Annotated in this window: 16 protein-coding genes and 4 tRNA genes; 3 read left to right on the plus strand and 17 right to left on the minus strand. The window is 46.0% G+C overall.

Translation table 11 applies throughout. The features are described 5' to 3' along the window. Positions 1 to 2 precede the first annotated feature (2 nt). From ACR3I3_RS12135 to ACR3I3_RS12170, 8 genes are all read right to left on the minus strand, one after another. Positions 3 to 90, minus strand: a tRNA-Leu gene (locus tag ACR3I3_RS12135). Positions 91 to 170: 80 nt separating this feature from the next. After that, positions 171 to 258, minus strand: a tRNA-Leu gene (locus ACR3I3_RS12140). 80 nt (positions 259 to 338) lie between these two features. Next, a tRNA-Leu gene (locus ACR3I3_RS12145) sits at positions 339 to 426 on the minus strand. 53 nt (positions 427 to 479) lie between these two features. After that, positions 480 to 1,283 carry a DNA-directed RNA polymerase subunit D gene (locus ACR3I3_RS12150; protein WP_440952497.1) on the minus strand — a complete coding sequence of 268 codons (804 nt, stop codon included), beginning with the start codon at positions 1,281 to 1,283 and terminating at the stop codon, positions 480 to 482. 23 nt (positions 1,284 to 1,306) lie between these two features. Then, positions 1,307 to 1,687, minus strand: a complete 381-nt coding sequence (locus tag ACR3I3_RS12155; protein WP_440952498.1) for a 30S ribosomal protein S11 — start codon at positions 1,685 to 1,687, stop codon at positions 1,307 to 1,309. A 14-nt stretch (positions 1,688 to 1,701) separates the two neighbouring features. Beyond that, complete coding sequence (locus ACR3I3_RS12160) at positions 1,702 to 2,256, minus strand: 30S ribosomal protein S4 (protein ID WP_440952499.1); 555 nt, start codon at positions 2,254 to 2,256, stop codon at positions 1,702 to 1,704. Between the two features lie 12 nt (positions 2,257 to 2,268). After that, positions 2,269 to 2,715, minus strand: a complete 447-nt coding sequence (locus ACR3I3_RS12165; RefSeq protein ID WP_440952500.1) for a 30S ribosomal protein S13 — start codon at positions 2,713 to 2,715, stop codon at positions 2,269 to 2,271. A 265-nt stretch (positions 2,716 to 2,980) separates the two neighbouring features. Further along, the gene (locus ACR3I3_RS12170; protein WP_440952501.1) at positions 2,981 to 3,883 is read right to left on the minus strand and encodes a DMT family transporter; all 903 of its coding nucleotides are present in this window, start codon (positions 3,881 to 3,883) and stop codon (positions 2,981 to 2,983) included. 105 nt (positions 3,884 to 3,988) lie between these two features. Here ACR3I3_RS12170 and ACR3I3_RS12175 point away from each other — a divergent pair, with 105 nt between their 5' ends. Both ACR3I3_RS12175 and ACR3I3_RS12180 read left to right on the plus strand, forming a co-directional pair. Then, positions 3,989 to 4,339, plus strand: coding sequence for a DUF5684 domain-containing protein (locus tag ACR3I3_RS12175; RefSeq protein ID WP_440952502.1), 351 nt, complete (start codon positions 3,989 to 3,991; stop codon positions 4,337 to 4,339). A gap of 17 nt (positions 4,340 to 4,356) precedes the next feature. Beyond that, positions 4,357 to 5,046 (plus strand): HAD family hydrolase, encoded by a 690-nt coding sequence (locus tag ACR3I3_RS12180; protein ID WP_440952503.1) that lies wholly within the window; start codon positions 4,357 to 4,359, stop codon positions 5,044 to 5,046. An 88-nt stretch (positions 5,047 to 5,134) separates the two neighbouring features. Here ACR3I3_RS12180 and ACR3I3_RS12185 read toward each other — a convergent pair whose 3' ends face one another. Beyond that, complete coding sequence (locus ACR3I3_RS12185; protein ID WP_440952504.1) at positions 5,135 to 7,957, minus strand: DUF3458 domain-containing protein; 2,823 nt, start codon at positions 7,955 to 7,957, stop codon at positions 5,135 to 5,137. Between the two features lie 173 nt (positions 7,958 to 8,130). Here ACR3I3_RS12185 and ACR3I3_RS12190 point away from each other — a divergent pair, with 173 nt between their 5' ends. Continuing rightward, positions 8,131 to 8,655, plus strand: a complete 525-nt coding sequence (locus ACR3I3_RS12190) for a DJ-1/PfpI family protein (RefSeq protein ID WP_440952505.1) — start codon at positions 8,131 to 8,133, stop codon at positions 8,653 to 8,655. A gap of 68 nt (positions 8,656 to 8,723) precedes the next feature. Here ACR3I3_RS12190 and ACR3I3_RS12195 read toward each other — a convergent pair whose 3' ends face one another. The 8 genes from ACR3I3_RS12195 to secY all read right to left on the minus strand — a co-directional run bounded on the left by ACR3I3_RS12195 (position 8,724) and on the right by secY (position 14,548). After that, positions 8,724 to 8,930 carry a hypothetical protein gene (locus ACR3I3_RS12195; RefSeq protein WP_440952506.1) on the minus strand — a complete coding sequence of 69 codons (207 nt, stop codon included), beginning with the start codon at positions 8,928 to 8,930 and terminating at the stop codon, positions 8,724 to 8,726. Between the two features lie 30 nt (positions 8,931 to 8,960). After that, the gene (locus ACR3I3_RS12200; RefSeq protein ID WP_440952507.1) at positions 8,961 to 9,830 is read right to left on the minus strand and encodes a cytochrome c3 family protein; all 870 of its coding nucleotides are present in this window, start codon (positions 9,828 to 9,830) and stop codon (positions 8,961 to 8,963) included. A gap of 268 nt (positions 9,831 to 10,098) precedes the next feature. Then, positions 10,099 to 10,182: transfer RNA gene (locus ACR3I3_RS12205), tRNA-Ser, on the minus strand. A 28-nt stretch (positions 10,183 to 10,210) separates the two neighbouring features. After that, positions 10,211 to 11,203 carry an RNA-guided pseudouridylation complex pseudouridine synthase subunit Cbf5 gene (locus ACR3I3_RS12210; RefSeq protein WP_440953804.1) on the minus strand — a complete coding sequence of 331 codons (993 nt, stop codon included), beginning with the start codon at positions 11,201 to 11,203 and terminating at the stop codon, positions 10,211 to 10,213. A 23-nt stretch (positions 11,204 to 11,226) separates the two neighbouring features. Next, positions 11,227 to 11,754: a (d)CMP kinase gene (gene cmk, locus ACR3I3_RS12215; RefSeq protein WP_440952508.1), complete on the minus strand. Its 528-nt coding sequence runs from the start codon at positions 11,752 to 11,754 to the stop codon at positions 11,227 to 11,229. Between the two features lie 2 nt (positions 11,755 to 11,756). Then, positions 11,757 to 12,377, minus strand: a complete 621-nt coding sequence (locus ACR3I3_RS12220) for a DUF106 domain-containing protein (protein ID WP_440952509.1) — start codon at positions 12,375 to 12,377, stop codon at positions 11,757 to 11,759. A 22-nt stretch (positions 12,378 to 12,399) separates the two neighbouring features. Continuing rightward, positions 12,400 to 13,047: an adenylate kinase gene (locus ACR3I3_RS12225; RefSeq protein WP_440952510.1), complete on the minus strand. Its 648-nt coding sequence runs from the start codon at positions 13,045 to 13,047 to the stop codon at positions 12,400 to 12,402. A 22-nt stretch (positions 13,048 to 13,069) separates the two neighbouring features. Beyond that, complete coding sequence (gene secY, locus ACR3I3_RS12230; protein WP_440952511.1) at positions 13,070 to 14,548, minus strand: preprotein translocase subunit SecY; 1,479 nt, start codon at positions 14,546 to 14,548, stop codon at positions 13,070 to 13,072. Positions 14,549 to 14,582 lie beyond the last annotated feature (34 nt).

Here is a 14,582-nt window from a genome sequence, read left to right on the forward strand (position 1 = left end):
GATGGTGCGGGAGGTGTGATTCGAACACACGAACTCCTACGAGACTAGGCCCTCAACCTAGCGCCTTTGGCCTGGCTGGGCAACCCCCGCAATGTGGATGTTGTTTTTATCGAATTATCGTCCTGAAAGAGCTCAGGAACGTCCTGTTTCGGAATTGACCGAAAGTGGTGTGGTGCGGGAGGTGTGATTCGAACACACGAACTCCTACGAGACTAGGCCCTCAACCTAGCGCCTTTGGCCTGGCTGGGCAACCCCCGCAATGTGGATGTTGTTTTTATTGAATTACCGTCCTGAAAGAGCTCAGGAACGTCCTGTTCCGGAATTAACCGAAAGTGGTGTGGTGCGGGAGGTGTGATTCGAACACACGAACTCCTACGAGACTAGGCCCTCAACCTAGCGCCTTTGGCCTGGCTGGGCAACCCCCGCACGCGGGATCTTCTGAAATTAAATAAAGTAAAAAGGAAATTAGTATTTCCGATTTACAGTGTTTCCAAGATGCTTTGCATCTCAGTGGCTTTTCCCTTAATCGTATTCACTGCATTTAAAATTAACTGTTGAGCAGTGTATGAACCATCAGATTCCATGGTAAAGATGAAAGATTTTTCATCTGCACGGACGGAAATGGCATTAATATCGCATGAATCCTGACATAATCTGCATAATGAGCACCTGAGGAGGTCCTCTTTGGACACTTCAGCAGACTCTTCGCCGAGCTGAATTATATTTCTTGGACATGCATTAACGCATATGCCGCACCTGTCGCATCCCTCAATGGTGATAACAGGCATGTTCTTGTAGCCGCAGGCAACGCCTGCCTGCCACTTTGCATGCTTATTTCCATAGCCCATATGTGCAATTGCCTCAAGGACGACCTTCTGGCCCTTCCTGAGATCGATTATAGGAATGGTTTTGTCTGCTGGCTGCACGTTTGGATCAGATGATACGATATCACCTGAATGAACGATCACCGGCTCATCATCAGCGGCTTCAGCGCTGAGTGTCAGAGAGACTGTACATGCCGGGCAACCTGTACCTTCACAGGTACATTTGTCCTGAGGCACGAAGTCCTCCAAACTGGATGTGAGGGGGATAAGACCCAACCTCAATGCCAGCTGTTCGTCATACAGAACAGAAGTATTGTTATAGATATTCACGTCATCGATCGCTAGCGTAGGTACATCTGCGAGCATTGCTCTGCGGACACCATTCGCAAAAGCTGCAGTAGTGTCGGATAAAATGAACTTCGCTGATCTATCGGATAACTCAAGTATATCTATTTCCATTGGAAAACCTCTGTTCTTTGTGATTATACACGCCTTCCGCCTTTTGGACGAGTTCCATCATGTGGTACTGGTGTAACGTCTTCGATCCTTCCGATCCTGACACCTGCCCTTGCAAATGCCCTGATAGCAGCCTGTGCTCCTGGGCCAGGACTCCTCTGCTTGTTTCCTCCAGGTGCCCTTACCCTGATGTGAACACCTTCGATACCCTTATCCTTAAGAATATCTGCAAGCTGGGTTGCCATCTGCATAGCAGTGTATGGAGAGCTTTCATCCCTTGCGGACTTTACAACCATTCCACCAGAGGATTTTGCGATGGTCTCTGCACCAGTGAGGTCTGTCACGGTGATGATTGTGTTGTTAAATGAACATTTGATGTGTGCAACACCCCAGATTCCGTTTGCCATATTTTACTCCTCCTTTATTCCTCTACGAGTGATGATGCGATCTGTGCAGGTCTTTCTGGATGGGATTCCTTGGAAATAGGAGACTTGCCATAGTAGTCGATCGCCATTTCCTGCTCCTTTGTGACCATCATACCAGGAACTGTTACCCTCTTTCCATCAATAGCGATGTGACCGTGGGTAATGAACTGCCTTGCCTGACGTGGAGTGCGGGCAAGTCCAAGCCTGTGAACCTGTGTCTGAAGCCTGCGCTCCAGGATTGTCTCGGTCTGGAGACCAAGGATGTCATCAATGTTGGAATCGGATTTCAGAATTGAGTACCTGATCAGTTTTGCAAGGATCTGGTCTGCTTCTGTCTTTGCGTGGCCTGCAAGTTCGGACTCTGCGGACTCTGCAAGGAGGCGCCTTGCATCTGCCCTGAATCTTCTCAGTACACTGACTGACTTCCAGAGTTCCCTCTTGTTACGGAGACCATACTTCTTAATGAGCTCAACCTCAGTTGCCATCCTGGCAGCCTGCCAGGGGTGCTTTGGTGTATCATAAGATTTTGTTCTTTTACCAGGATATACCATATTGCATCACCTTCATTTCTTCTTCCTTACACCAATAGTGCTACCACGTCTGCCGGTGGACTTGGTCCTCTGTCCTCTGACCTTAAGGCCTCTCTCATGTCTGAGACCACGATATGCACGTGATTTCTTGAGGTCGTTCAGATCTTCCTTCAGGGTCAATATGATGTCCTGACCGAGAAGGTGCTTGTCTTCACCTGTTGCCGGGTCGCGCTGCCTGTTGAGCATCCATACAGGAAGGTTCTGCTCGAACTGTGAGATCGCGGAATCGAGTTTTGAGATATCCTCATCAGGGAGGTAACCGATCACTGCATCCGGATCTATACCAGTGCTGTCTACTATAACACGAGAGGTTCTTAATCCGATACCACGAATACCGGTCAATGCATACTTTACCCGCTGGCTTCCCTGCAGGTCAGTATTCATGATACGAACCAGATGTCTAATTTCTTCGTCTGCCATATAATATCCTCCTTAAGGGCGAATCAACACCCCGTAGCCTCGGAACACATAAGTTCCGACACAGCCATGTGGCTTTCTAAATTTTTTATAAATTCAAAAGCGACTTCGCTGAATATGCGATTTCTGGTATATAACCCTATTTATTACAATTCTTTGGCATGTTCAGTAAGAACATCCCATAGGGCCCATAACAGAATATACCATCAAACAACTATCTTATATATATTCATGTCGAACCCAAATTTAACCGGATACATAGCAAAGTTCATGTCTCAAATTCAAGGTACTTCCCAAAGGATATGTGATCTGTCACTGCAAGAAGGGCACCTGCGATAATGAAAACGCAACCTACGATCGTTTCCGCAAATACAGCACTATGCAGGATCGTATAGTCAAAAAATATGCCACTTACAGGCTCCAGCATTGCAAGTATGCTGGCCGCCTGCGTCCTTACCCTGGAAAGCCCGTTGAAATAAAGGACCCCACTGATACTGGTATTCACCAGGCCAAAAAGCAGGAGCACAAAGAAGTTCTCCTTAAGGACAGGAATTGGGACATCAGGGGCAAAAGGTACGAGAACGACCACACAGAAAACAGTTGCCCAGAAGAACTGTGAAAATCCCGAATATTCGTCCCTCACATAACGTGCAGTCATGATGATGCAACTAAAAGAAAGTCCTGAAAGGATACCTGCCACAATACCAATAAAATGAATATCACCCATACCGGAACGAACAAGTGTAGCAGGATCAACAATAAGAAGTATGCCGGCCATGGAAAGTACCAGACCTGCAAGGCCGGTTTTTGTCAGCCTTTCCCCAAGCACGATCGGGGACAGTATGGTCACATACATAGGTGCTGTATATAGCAGAAGTATCGCTATCGAAAGTCCTGAATGTATTATACATGTGAAATAGAAAGAGATGGTCATCAGTTTGAAAATGCCAAGAAGCAGAAGGTGACGCCTTTTCCCACCCAGCCTGAGAATACCCAGACTCCCTTTGAGATACAAATAGACCAACATGAAGAATATGCCGATCAGAAGCTTGTAGAATATGATCGGCAGAGTATCCATGTCATGTATAAAAGCCAGGAATACGCCCACCATACCATAGATGATACAGCCGACGGTAATCTCCAGATAGCCTTTCACAGGTGCTGAACCCATGAGAAGCCTATGGGATTAACACTATATAGAACATCGCCAGCATCACCAGCACCACCGGTATGAATAAATATCCGGGATCCTCTTTATGGATAGGGGGTGAATTAAATGGATACAGGATCATTATTCCCGGGGTTCGGCATTACACATCTGTTCACATCGTTACTGTTCTACATATATTTCGCATATTCATTACAGGTCATCGCTTTAAAGACACAGACAGAGAACTGGTGGATGGCATGGATACCCATACTGAACCTCGTCCTGATGATAAAGATATGCAGATTGTCGCTCATTGCAGTTATACCGTTCTTCATACCATTCCTGAACATCATATATCTGGCATACATCTGGTCAGAGATCGCATTCGCCACCAATAAATCACGGTGGCTGGGATTGCTCATATTGATACCGGTGATCAATCTGCTGCTGCCCGGATATCTTGCATTTTCCGACTAAAGGAGGCAGAGAGGTACATGGTGAAGAGCATAAAGGCAGTCCTCTTTGACATGGACAATACTCTTTTTGATTTTCTTGAAGCCAAGCTTACTGCATGCAAAAGGATGGTAGAACACCTGGGTGCAGGGAACCCTGAGGAAATGCTGGAGTACTTCCTTCGGGGAACACCCGGATTTGAAGACCTCGAGAACATCAGAGACTATCTTCTTGACAATGAACTTTACTCCGACGAGGATTATGAGATCTGTTGTAATATCTATGAGACCATCAAACTGGAAGCGCTTGTTCTCTATCCCGGAGTAAAGCAGACATTGGAGATACTGAAAGAAGAGCACATTTCCCTGGCACTGGTCACAGATGCCCACTCACATAATGCCATAAAAAGACTTGATAGGATGCAAATAAAAGAATATTTTGATATCATAGTTACCAATGACATGACAGGTGCCAAAAAGCCTGACCACAAAGTGTTCTACTTTGCACTCGACCTTCTGGACATCGATCCCTCACAGGCACTTTTTGTAGGGGACAGTCCTGGAAGGGATATAGAACCTGCAAGAAAGATAGGGATGGTTACCGCATACGCGGCCTACGGGGACAGGAGACACCACTCTGGCAAGGTTGAAGCTGACATGATATTATCAGGGATAACAGATGTCCTTGACCTTGTTCTCGAAAAAGAGAAGACAGAGGAGAAAAGACTGTAATTCCCCTTGCCTTAATTTAATTTCATTATATTATCCATCAGCTTCCTTCTTTATAGAAAACTTAGATGGAACCCATAGATCGATGGCATCAAATAGCTTCGATCTCACCGACCCTTGCCTCATAGGAAGCCACTGCATTCGGGGCACCCTGCAATAATCTCCTGACCCTGTTGTAGACACTTGGAACTTTCTCCGGATCAAGGGTTTCGAGCATTTCCGCAAGTATTGAGACCAGTGGAACATGATATTCATCCTCCATCAGGTCAATGTTTGCAAAGACATTGAGAAGATTCGTGGTGCTGTACTCATTAACATAGGAAAGTTTGAGCAGGATGGACTGCAGAAGCTCACGCCCTTCTTCTGTCTGTAAGGAGATCTTCCGATTCCTTCCAAAGCCGCCATACAGAGCCCTTTGGTCGTTGGCCTGCTCAATGCGGAAGGAATCCGATGATTCGATATCCTTTACAATGGAAACCGCATCGGAACTGCTGTTCCCTGCAACTATTGAAAGGAAGGCCTCCCATGCAACAAGGTTCTTCCTTGACTCTTCCATGAAATACCTTAACAATTCCATCTTATCCTCGGCGGAGCTGTTGATGTAACAGTCAAAGGCCACAAGCCTGTCACTTGCGCATTCTGCCTCATAGAACTGCTTCTTGCACAACTGATGCACGAACGGTGTATCAAGGGTAGCAATGATTCGTAACACTGTGTTCTTCACCTGACGTGCCTTGATGACACGTGCATGCTCCTCCAGAGTATCGTCCTGAGATATTGCCACTTTCAGATATTTATGATAGAGGTTCAACATTGAAACCGTACTGTTCCTTGCAATGCCCTCGAGGATGCGCTTTTTAACATCATAGAGAAGCTGGTACCTGTGCGCCAGCCTTTCATCCTCCACCGATTCAAAGATAGCAAGGAACTGCCCGCCAACCTCTTCCATCAGTACCTCATCGTTGATCAGCTCATTGAACAGTTCAAGGAACATCTCAGATGGTTTTGCCTCCGGATCGGCCATAAGCCTCATCTTTTCCCTGTCAACAAGCGTATAATAAGCAATGAAGCGGTTGATCATATCACTGTCCTTCCTTACCTGTAGAAGAAGTTCTTCATCAGGAACCTCGCGAACGACCTTACCATAGAACGAATAACCACGGTTCACAGATACGAATGCAGGAGCTTCGACATTCTCCACTACGATGCTGGCATCACCTGAAGTTATCCACTCAGTGACCTGTGCAAGGTCATTTCCATCCTCATCCACAAGGGCTGCAACGAACGGGAACTCCCAGTACATTCCACCTTCAGGAACATCCTGACGGAGATCCATTTTAAACGAACGTTGCCCTGCATCATAGGATGTATCAACATGGATGATAGGGAACTTTGTCTGTGTCAGCCAGGTCTTTGCCATTTCGAAAAATTCCATTCCTGAAACTTCCTCCATGGTATTCAGCCAGTCGGAACCTGTGGCATTGGAGTGACTGTACTTTGTATGGTAGACATCAAGAGCACGTGCAAAATTCTCCTCCCCCATAAGCGTTTCCAGCATCCTCACGAACTCGGGGGCCTTGACATATGTCACTGCTGTGATAAGGTCATTCGGATCGTTGAAACCCTCAGGAACAATGGACATAGAGGCTGCCCCACTATCAAGTGCAAAAGTACCAACTCCCGGTGCCAGAAGGTCAAGGACACTGGACAGGCGGCTGTAGTTCTCACCAAAAATGAATGCATGGAACTGTTGTTCGATGTGAACGGTCACTGCCTCATTGAGCCAGATCTCGAACGGGCTCCAGCCAGTGACCTCTGAACCATTTATATTGTGATAATATTCATGGACCTTGACCCGAACCATATATTCAAATGCCGGGTCTGTAGTTTCAGGATAAGGCATGATACGGTTTGTAGTAATGGTCGTGTTGCCGACATTCTCCATTCCTCCGAAATCGGAATTCTGCATACCGATCTCGCGATAGACGGTTCCCGTATATTTGTAACCCATGGTAAGCGAGCTGTCAAGCTTCTTCAGCTCATCACGAATAAATTCCAGGTCGTCGGTGCTACCTTCCGATCTAAGCGCATCGCGAACCCTCACAAGGTCATATATCTCTTTCCTTTTGTCAAGATCACGATATTGTTCAGGACCTGTGAATAGATAGGTCCACATCACAGAATCATAGAGCACATCCAGTGCCTTCTCTGCCGGATATACATCGGACTCAGGTGGCACCAGCAACTCAAGGTTGAAAGTATGACCATCTGGATATTCGAACTCCCTTGTAAAAGTTCGATAGGTGCCAACTCCAAGGAAGAACAGGTAAGTTGCCATTGGTGTGACAGAATTATCATAGACGATCTTAGCCCTGCCATTACCCACAGAGTGTTTCTCCTCCACTACATCACCATTGGTGATGAGATTGGTATATCGCTCATCTGCAATGATGGTGGTCGTATAAGTGCACTTGGCGGTCATATCATCGATACATGGAACAATACGCTGGAATCCCCACTGCTGGCACTGTGTGATCTGCTGAGGAGGTGCTCCTGCCGGAGTTTCATCATAGTAGAGACCTTCAAGGATGTTCCAGGTAGGTTTGCAGACGGTTTCCGTGTGTATCACAAGTTCAGTATCCTGCGGCACCTGGCAACCGAATTCGATCGTGAGTATGTGCTCATCCTTCCTGTAATTATAGGATACATCGTAATCTTCGCAGCTGATCTTTTTGATATCAAGGTCACGACAGTTAAGGTCAAGCGATGCCATAGGTTCACCAAAGGTACTTACCTTAAGATCAGAAGTCACGTGAGTATGATCATCATATACATCGAACAAAAGGTCCATGTGAATGACCTTCACAGTCAGTTCTCCAAAGTCCTCAGGATAATACTTGTAGATACGTTCCATTTCTTCACACCTAGTTTTGTAAAGTATTGTTAACTTAAACAGTTTTCTAAAGGAAAGCAAAGAACAGAGAACCAGACTTCGCTATTGATTTATAATATAGCACAAGAACATTAGATTAGCAGAAATGTTTCTCAGAATGACAAATGTAGGATTAATGTCCGGAAGGTGATCAAATGACAGAGCCGAAAAAAATACTCATGGTAGTGGCACAGGAAAATTTCAGGGACGAGGAGTTCTTTGAACCAAAGGAAGTTTTCGAGAAAAGTGGTGCGAAGGTCACCGTTGCCAGTAATACCACAAAGAAAGCGAAGGGAATTCTCGGAGGTGAGGTAAAGCCTGATATTAGCATACCTGATGTGAACATCGATGACTACGATGCCATATCCATTACCGGTGGAGGAGGTGCCAGACAATACCTCTGGGAAAACAAAGAACTGCTGGATATTGTAAGAAAAGCAAACGAAAAGGGCAAGGTGGTTGCTGCGATATGCATATCACCGGTCGTACTTGCAAACGCAGGAATACTTGAAGGAAAGAAAAGTACAGTATTCAAGACAGATGAGAATGTCAGGATCCTTAAGGAGAAAGGTGCCAGACATCAGGACAAAGGTGTGATCTCAGATGGGAACATCGTTACCGGAAGAGATCCAAAAAGCGCAAAGGAATATGGAAAGTCGGTACTTGAGGCGTTCAATTAAACATAAGACAAGACTAAAAGAAAACAAACCTGAATTATAAAATAAAAGATAGGTAAGAGGGACAGCCTTCACTCCCTCTTAATAAAAATAGAAACTGCCGCAAGGATCATTATCACAAATAATCCACCAACTGCAGGTACTTGGTCTGCTGGTTCTCCAGCACCCGAACTTTTCTCTATAACTAAATTGAAGTAGCCTTCTGCCAGATCAAGGTCGGATTCCGCACGAACCATATTATGTATACCCAGACTGCCATCATTCTCAACTTCTGTCAAATAGAAAAGCCCATTGTTATAGGTGGCTAGCTATATCCCATATTCATCTGTTCCATTAATAGTTTCAAGAGCAGCATTTGCCTCTTCTTTCAATGAATTCAGTTCAGAGAGCCTTATGGATACTTTTTCCTGCTTTAACTCTACAGAGGATGGCAATGAACCTAGATGGCAGGAATAACAGCCATTGACCGAATCCGTATCTGAAAGAGCAACAGCATTAAAGTCGAAGTCATGACCTGTTGTCATCTCACCATCCGAAGGGATAATTGCCATGTGGCAATCAACACAACCTATCACAATGGGGTGAGTTCCATCAAAATACCCAGAGGTGCTGATCATTTCCCACTGTGCATGCCTGACAGCAGAAGTGTTACCATCTGCAACAATGCCTTCTGTGTTATGACAGTTTGAGCAGAGAAGAGAGCTGTCCTCCACTCTCAAAGCAGCTTCATGAGGATCGTGGCAGGCAACACATGCTATTGCCCATTCGGTTACTTCAATATCATGGACATCCTCCTCATTCAGCATATAGGTCTCTGGTTCTTCAAGGTTCAGTATCGCACCATCAGTACTCTTGCAGACGACACAGGAAACATCGGAATGAAGTACATCGGGTTCCGCTATTTCTGTGGGTTCGGAGTGACTTACCATTGACTCCATGTCAAAATCAGGATCTTCAAACTCATCCCACTCATCAAAGACCACGACGTGACAATCACCGCAAAGGGCCGAAGATAAGTTAATATCTGGCATAGAACCGGAAGGATCTAAAAGATGACTTCCAAAACCATCCACAGGAGGGGTATGGCACATAACACAACCTTCTAGGGTGGAATCATGTGGTGAAGCCCCCAGATAGTAAGAACTTTCCTGATGGCAGTCATTACAATCAGAAAACATACCGACCCCTGCATGAGGTGAGGAAATCCACACATCATATTGTAAATGACATTCCGAACAATCATCAAAATCTACTGCTAAACACACAGTTGTGAATAAAATTAAAACTGTTGAAACTACCAATATTGTTTTTGTAATGTCCCCCAACATACCTATCACAAAGAAATATGCAATTTTTCGGGATAAATAAGTTTCCAAACAATATTAGGGATAAGTGAATTAGAAAAGTATCATCTCTAAAACAGCAACAAGTGAAGAAAGACAAAAGCGCCGAGGGGGAGATTCGAACTCCCGAGGGGTCAATGCCCCACAAGCTTTCCAGGCTTGCGCCCTACCACTAGACTACCTCGGCAAAAAGCCGTATTTCCGCTGGCAGGCGCTTATTTTGCCTTCCAGCAGATTGGATAAATAGCGGCATCCATTATTACTCTTTCGGTAACACAGGCAATTCCATGATCATTCTCCAATAGTTCATCGGAATCCATGGATGCCCTGCATAGTGCCACTGCTTCTCCTTTTAATGTAAAAAGGGCGATCTTATCATCTTTTTTAATATCCTTGCTAAAAGAAACGATACCCGATACTGCAAGCTGCGCACCCCTGCAAATAGCATCTACGGCAGTATCGCGGATAATAATGCGCGGCAGATGAGATAATCCGGTTTCCATAGGGAGTATCAGTTTTCTAAGCTCGGCCTCATCATTGTCCTCTTTCCAGAACACACAGGCATCCTTGAGATCGTACAGTGTCACCAGAGTATCCTCTCTGAAAGGACCTGTGCCGGTCCTGCGCAGTTGCTTCATATTGGCACCACATCCAAGGATAAGGCCGATGTCATGACAAAGCTTGCGCATATACGTCCCTGCCTCACAACCGACCCTCATGAGCACTTCCCTGCCTTCGATCTCCAGGACATCGAGATAATAGATATTCCTGACCCTCAACTGCCTCTTGACAGCAGAGATCACCGGAGGGGTCTGGTAAATGGGACCATTAAAGTCTTTACATACACGCCTGATCTTTGGTTCAGGTACATCGCCATGAAGATGCATGAGGCATATGTACTCCTTGCCTGAAAGGCGCAGGGCTGAAACTGCTTTGGTGGCCTTACCAAGCATCACCGGAAGAACACCGGTCACACCGGGATCAAGTGAACCGGAATGACCGGCCTTGCTAACACCAAGCATATCCCTGATCCATGCTGTCACCTCATGACTGGTAGGACCTGCGGGTTTGTCGATGTTCACGACACCCATGTTAATATAATCAAGAATTGGACGATCTTCCGGCCTGCAGCCGTATGCGGCATTCGTAGTGGCATGTGATTTTACCACCATCATTTCCACATCTTTGGGATTACCTGATGAAACCATAGCAGTACCTGTAAACAATTTATTCAAAACCCGCCACAGGCATCGATGGCCTGCTTAAGGATATCTGTGATAGCGAACTGGTCCCATCTGGTGGAATCAATTACGATATCATAGACAGAGAGGTCGTTGATATCAATGGAATGGATCTCCTTGTAACGCAATGCTTCTGAAGCCTCTCGTTCCACGGTCTCCGCCATGCGCACATCAAAGGATGAACCTTCCCTTTCGACGATCCTCTTGACACGAACTTCCATAGGCGCCTTGATCCATACCTTCAGAGCGTTCCCGGCCATGTGACCTGCAAGACGCCCTTCAAGAATCAGGCCATCGGAAGTGTTAGCGATCTCAGACTGCCTTTTATCGATCTCAATATCGATAGAAGGATCAGACTCTGCAAGGCTTCCAAACTCTGCAAGGGTCATTCCGCGCTCCTTTGCAAGACCCCTGAAAACATCGCCTGCTGAGATCATCTTAATAGAATAATGTTCTGCCAGAAGCTTCCCCACAGTTGTGGTTCCACTTCCAGGCAGTCCACTAATTGTTAAAAGCATACTCAGACGCCACCGATATCCAGTGCTTTACGCACTACCTGACTGATAGCCAGAGATGTGATGAAATACCAGAATATCCAGTACTGGATCGGCCCCAGCACAGTGGAAACAAGTTCCTGCTCTCCCCAGAACGGGAACACAAGTGAAGCTCCCGGATGCAGGCTGATGTAATGATACGCCCACATGAAAAGCGGAAGGGAGATGATACTGATATATGCCATCGGCTTGAACTGCTGTTTTGACATTTCCATCTGGTCAGACATCATGTCAGCACGCTGTTCCTCCAGTTTCTTTATCAGATAGGTGTTCTGTGCAAGCTGTGCCTCACGGAACTCCTTCTGGAAGGACTTCATGCGCTCCTGTGTGTTACGCATGAGCTTCCAGTCGATCGTATATTTCTGAATAAGTGATGCATACAAAGCAGTGATCGCTGCCATGATGAACAACATTATGTGGAAATTGCCATCACCGACCATAGCACTTATAGGGTCCATCACGACACCAACGATAGCTCCGATGCCTTCCCTGCCCTCCTGACCGAGAACAAGGATACCTACCATCAGAGAGATACCGATTGCCAGTACAAACCTTTCGGCTGTTTTCTTGAAATTTGAATCTGCCATGCATCATCACCTTCTGTCTAACTTACTTGTACTGGTCAAGGACTTCACAGATATCTGAAAAGACACGCCCGATCTCGCCGGCACCATCGATGTTCACAAGGAGATCCTTCTCATTGTAATAATCGATAAGTGGCTGTGTCTTCTCTTTATAAGACTCAAGCCTCTGCCTGATGACATCCTCTTTATCATCATCACGCTGGTAGAGGTCTGCGCCACATGCATCACATACACCCTCTTTCTCCGGAGGATTGAACTTTACGTGATAGCTTTCACCGCAGTTGCACATGAACCTTCCGCAAAGACGGGTTACAAGCTCCTCATCGGCAACCTCGATATTGAGAACTGCCTCAAGAGGCATATTGATCTCATCAAGGATCTCTGAGAGAGCATCTGCCTGAGGGACTGTCCTTGGATATCCGTCAAGAAGATATCCTGCCTTGCAGTCATCCTCTGTAAGACGGTTCTTGATAATTCCGATCAGTACTTCGTCAGGGACAAGTTCACCCCTGTCCATGTATCCCTTAGCTTCCTTTCCGAGTTCGGTACCATCACGTACATTTGCCCTCAGGATATCACCGGTAGATATGTGAGGGATCTGATAATGTTTTGCCAGTTCTTTGGCCTGGGTACCTTTTCCGGCACCCGGCGGACCAAATAATACAACATTCATTGATATATCTCCATTTTTCGTATTAATCCCGTCCGAAGAAGGACCTGACCATTGGATGCATTTCCATCATCTGTTCAGATGCAATGTCCTCATACAGACGATATACAATACTTACTGTAAGCAACAATCCCGTTCCACCTGCACCACCAATGGTACCCAGCAAACTTGCCACAAGTGTAAGTACGCCAATGAAAGCACCACCAATAACGGTAACCTTAGGGATGTACCTTACCATGACCTTTTCGATACTTCCGACATTACGCCTGAAACCAGGGATCTGCATTCCTGAATTGAAAACCTTCTGTGCAGTTGGTTTTGCGCCCATACCTGTGGTCTCGATCCAGAACAGAGCGAATATGATACCACCGACTATCAGGAAGAGAGCATCAACAAGCACATGTAATCCTATCTGCCAGCCTGCAGGTACAGGTGCACCATATCCTGTAAATGATTCCCTTACAAGTGAAGGGATCCAGTCATATGGGCTGTTTATAGGTGAAAGGTAGTACATCACACCATTGACAGGTGTGGAACCATAGTATTCACCCAGGAAGGTTATGCCACGTCCTGAAAGCAGCATTCCGATCATCTGTATGTTCGCCTGGAGGGCTCTGACAAGGATCATTGGAAGAACGGATGCATAGATAAGTTTTACAGGGAATCTTCCCCTTGCGCCCTTTACAGCACTGTGAGCCAACGGGATCTCAATGCGGGTACTTTCCACATAAACAACCAGCAGGAAGATGGCAACTGTACTTACAAGTGCAAGGATACCGCCTCTGATAAGGAGGAACATCATTCCATCGCCTGTGAAGATGTAATCCAGTCCTACATTCTGGGCTATATAGATCCACTTTGGAAGGATTCCAATAGGAAGACCTGTTGTATCCGATTCCCAATTGAACAATCCGGTCACTATCTGCTGTGAAACACCAGCAATAATGAATAATCCCACACCAGAACCAATTCCCCATTTTGAAACGATCTCATCCATGAAGAGGATCAGCACACCACCGATGCATATCTGGAGGAAGATGATAAATGTGACAACGCCCAACCCAACTCCAAGAGCTGAAGCTACTCCTGCGTCCGGCTGTATATAGCCACCAACGATCTGTGGAAGGGCTTCAAGTACGATCATCACAAAGACCATGAACTTCTGTGCGCCCTGGAAGAAAGCCTGATCTGCAGGATCGGACATGTTAAGATTGATTACATCAGCACCCACAAGAAGCTGAAGGACAATTGATGCAGTAACAATAGGACCAATACCAAGAAGCATTAGTGATCCTGATGCTCCGGCAAAGAACGCTCGATATTGTTCGAACAGGTCAATGGAATCACTTGAAAGACCAAACAGAGGTACATTTGCAAGTGCAAAGTAAAGTACCAATATTCCAAGAGTCCATAATAACTTGTTCTTAAAGTGCACATGCCCCTCCGGACTCGCAACGGCGGGCAATCTGTTAAAAAACGGTTCCAAACTCTCCCTGAGACTCATTAACTACACCTTTATTCGAGTTGAAAGTCCAACA

Source organism: Methanococcoides mangrovi (assembly GCF_052057775.1).
Lineage (GTDB): Archaea > Halobacteriota > Methanosarcinia > Methanosarcinales > Methanosarcinaceae > Methanococcoides.

Bases quoted from the DNA above. Each gene is read 5' to 3' on its own strand.
- ACR3I3_RS12150 (WP_440952497.1), bottom strand. From the start codon at position 1,283: ATGGAAATAGATATACTTGAGTTATCCGATAGATCAGCGAAGTTCATT.
- ACR3I3_RS12155 (WP_440952498.1), bottom strand. From the start codon at position 1,687: ATGGCAAACGGAATCTGGGGTGTTGCACACATCAAATGTTCATTTAAC.
- ACR3I3_RS12160 (WP_440952499.1), bottom strand. From the start codon at position 2,256: ATGGTATATCCTGGTAAAAGAACAAAATCTTATGATACACCAAAGCAC.
- ACR3I3_RS12165 (WP_440952500.1), bottom strand. From the start codon at position 2,715: ATGGCAGACGAAGAAATTAGACATCTGGTTCGTATCATGAATACTGAC.
- ACR3I3_RS12170 (WP_440952501.1), bottom strand. From the start codon at position 3,883: ATGGGTTCAGCACCTGTGAAAGGCTATCTGGAGATTACCGTCGGCTGT.
- ACR3I3_RS12175 (WP_440952502.1), top strand. From the start codon at position 3,989: ATGGATACAGGATCATTATTCCCGGGGTTCGGCATTACACATCTGTTC.
- ACR3I3_RS12180 (WP_440952503.1), top strand. From the start codon at position 4,357: ATGGTGAAGAGCATAAAGGCAGTCCTCTTTGACATGGACAATACTCTT.
- ACR3I3_RS12185 (WP_440952504.1), bottom strand. From the start codon at position 7,957: ATGGAACGTATCTACAAGTATTATCCTGAGGACTTTGGAGAACTGACT.
- ACR3I3_RS12190 (WP_440952505.1), top strand. From the start codon at position 8,131: ATGACAGAGCCGAAAAAAATACTCATGGTAGTGGCACAGGAAAATTTC.
- ACR3I3_RS12200 (WP_440952507.1), bottom strand. From the start codon at position 9,830: ATGTTTTCTGATTGTAATGACTGCCATCAGGAAAGTTCTTACTATCTG.
- ACR3I3_RS12210 (WP_440953804.1), bottom strand. From the start codon at position 11,203: ATGGTTTCATCAGGTAATCCCAAAGATGTGGAAATGATGGTGGTAAAA.
- cmk (WP_440952508.1), bottom strand. From the start codon at position 11,754: ATGCTTTTAACAATTAGTGGACTGCCTGGAAGTGGAACCACAACTGTG.
- ACR3I3_RS12220 (WP_440952509.1), bottom strand. From the start codon at position 12,377: ATGGCAGATTCAAATTTCAAGAAAACAGCCGAAAGGTTTGTACTGGCA.
- ACR3I3_RS12225 (WP_440952510.1), bottom strand. From the start codon at position 13,047: ATGAATGTTGTATTATTTGGTCCGCCGGGTGCCGGAAAAGGTACCCAG.
- secY (WP_440952511.1), bottom strand. From the start codon at position 14,548: ATGAGTCTCAGGGAGAGTTTGGAACCGTTTTTTAACAGATTGCCCGCC.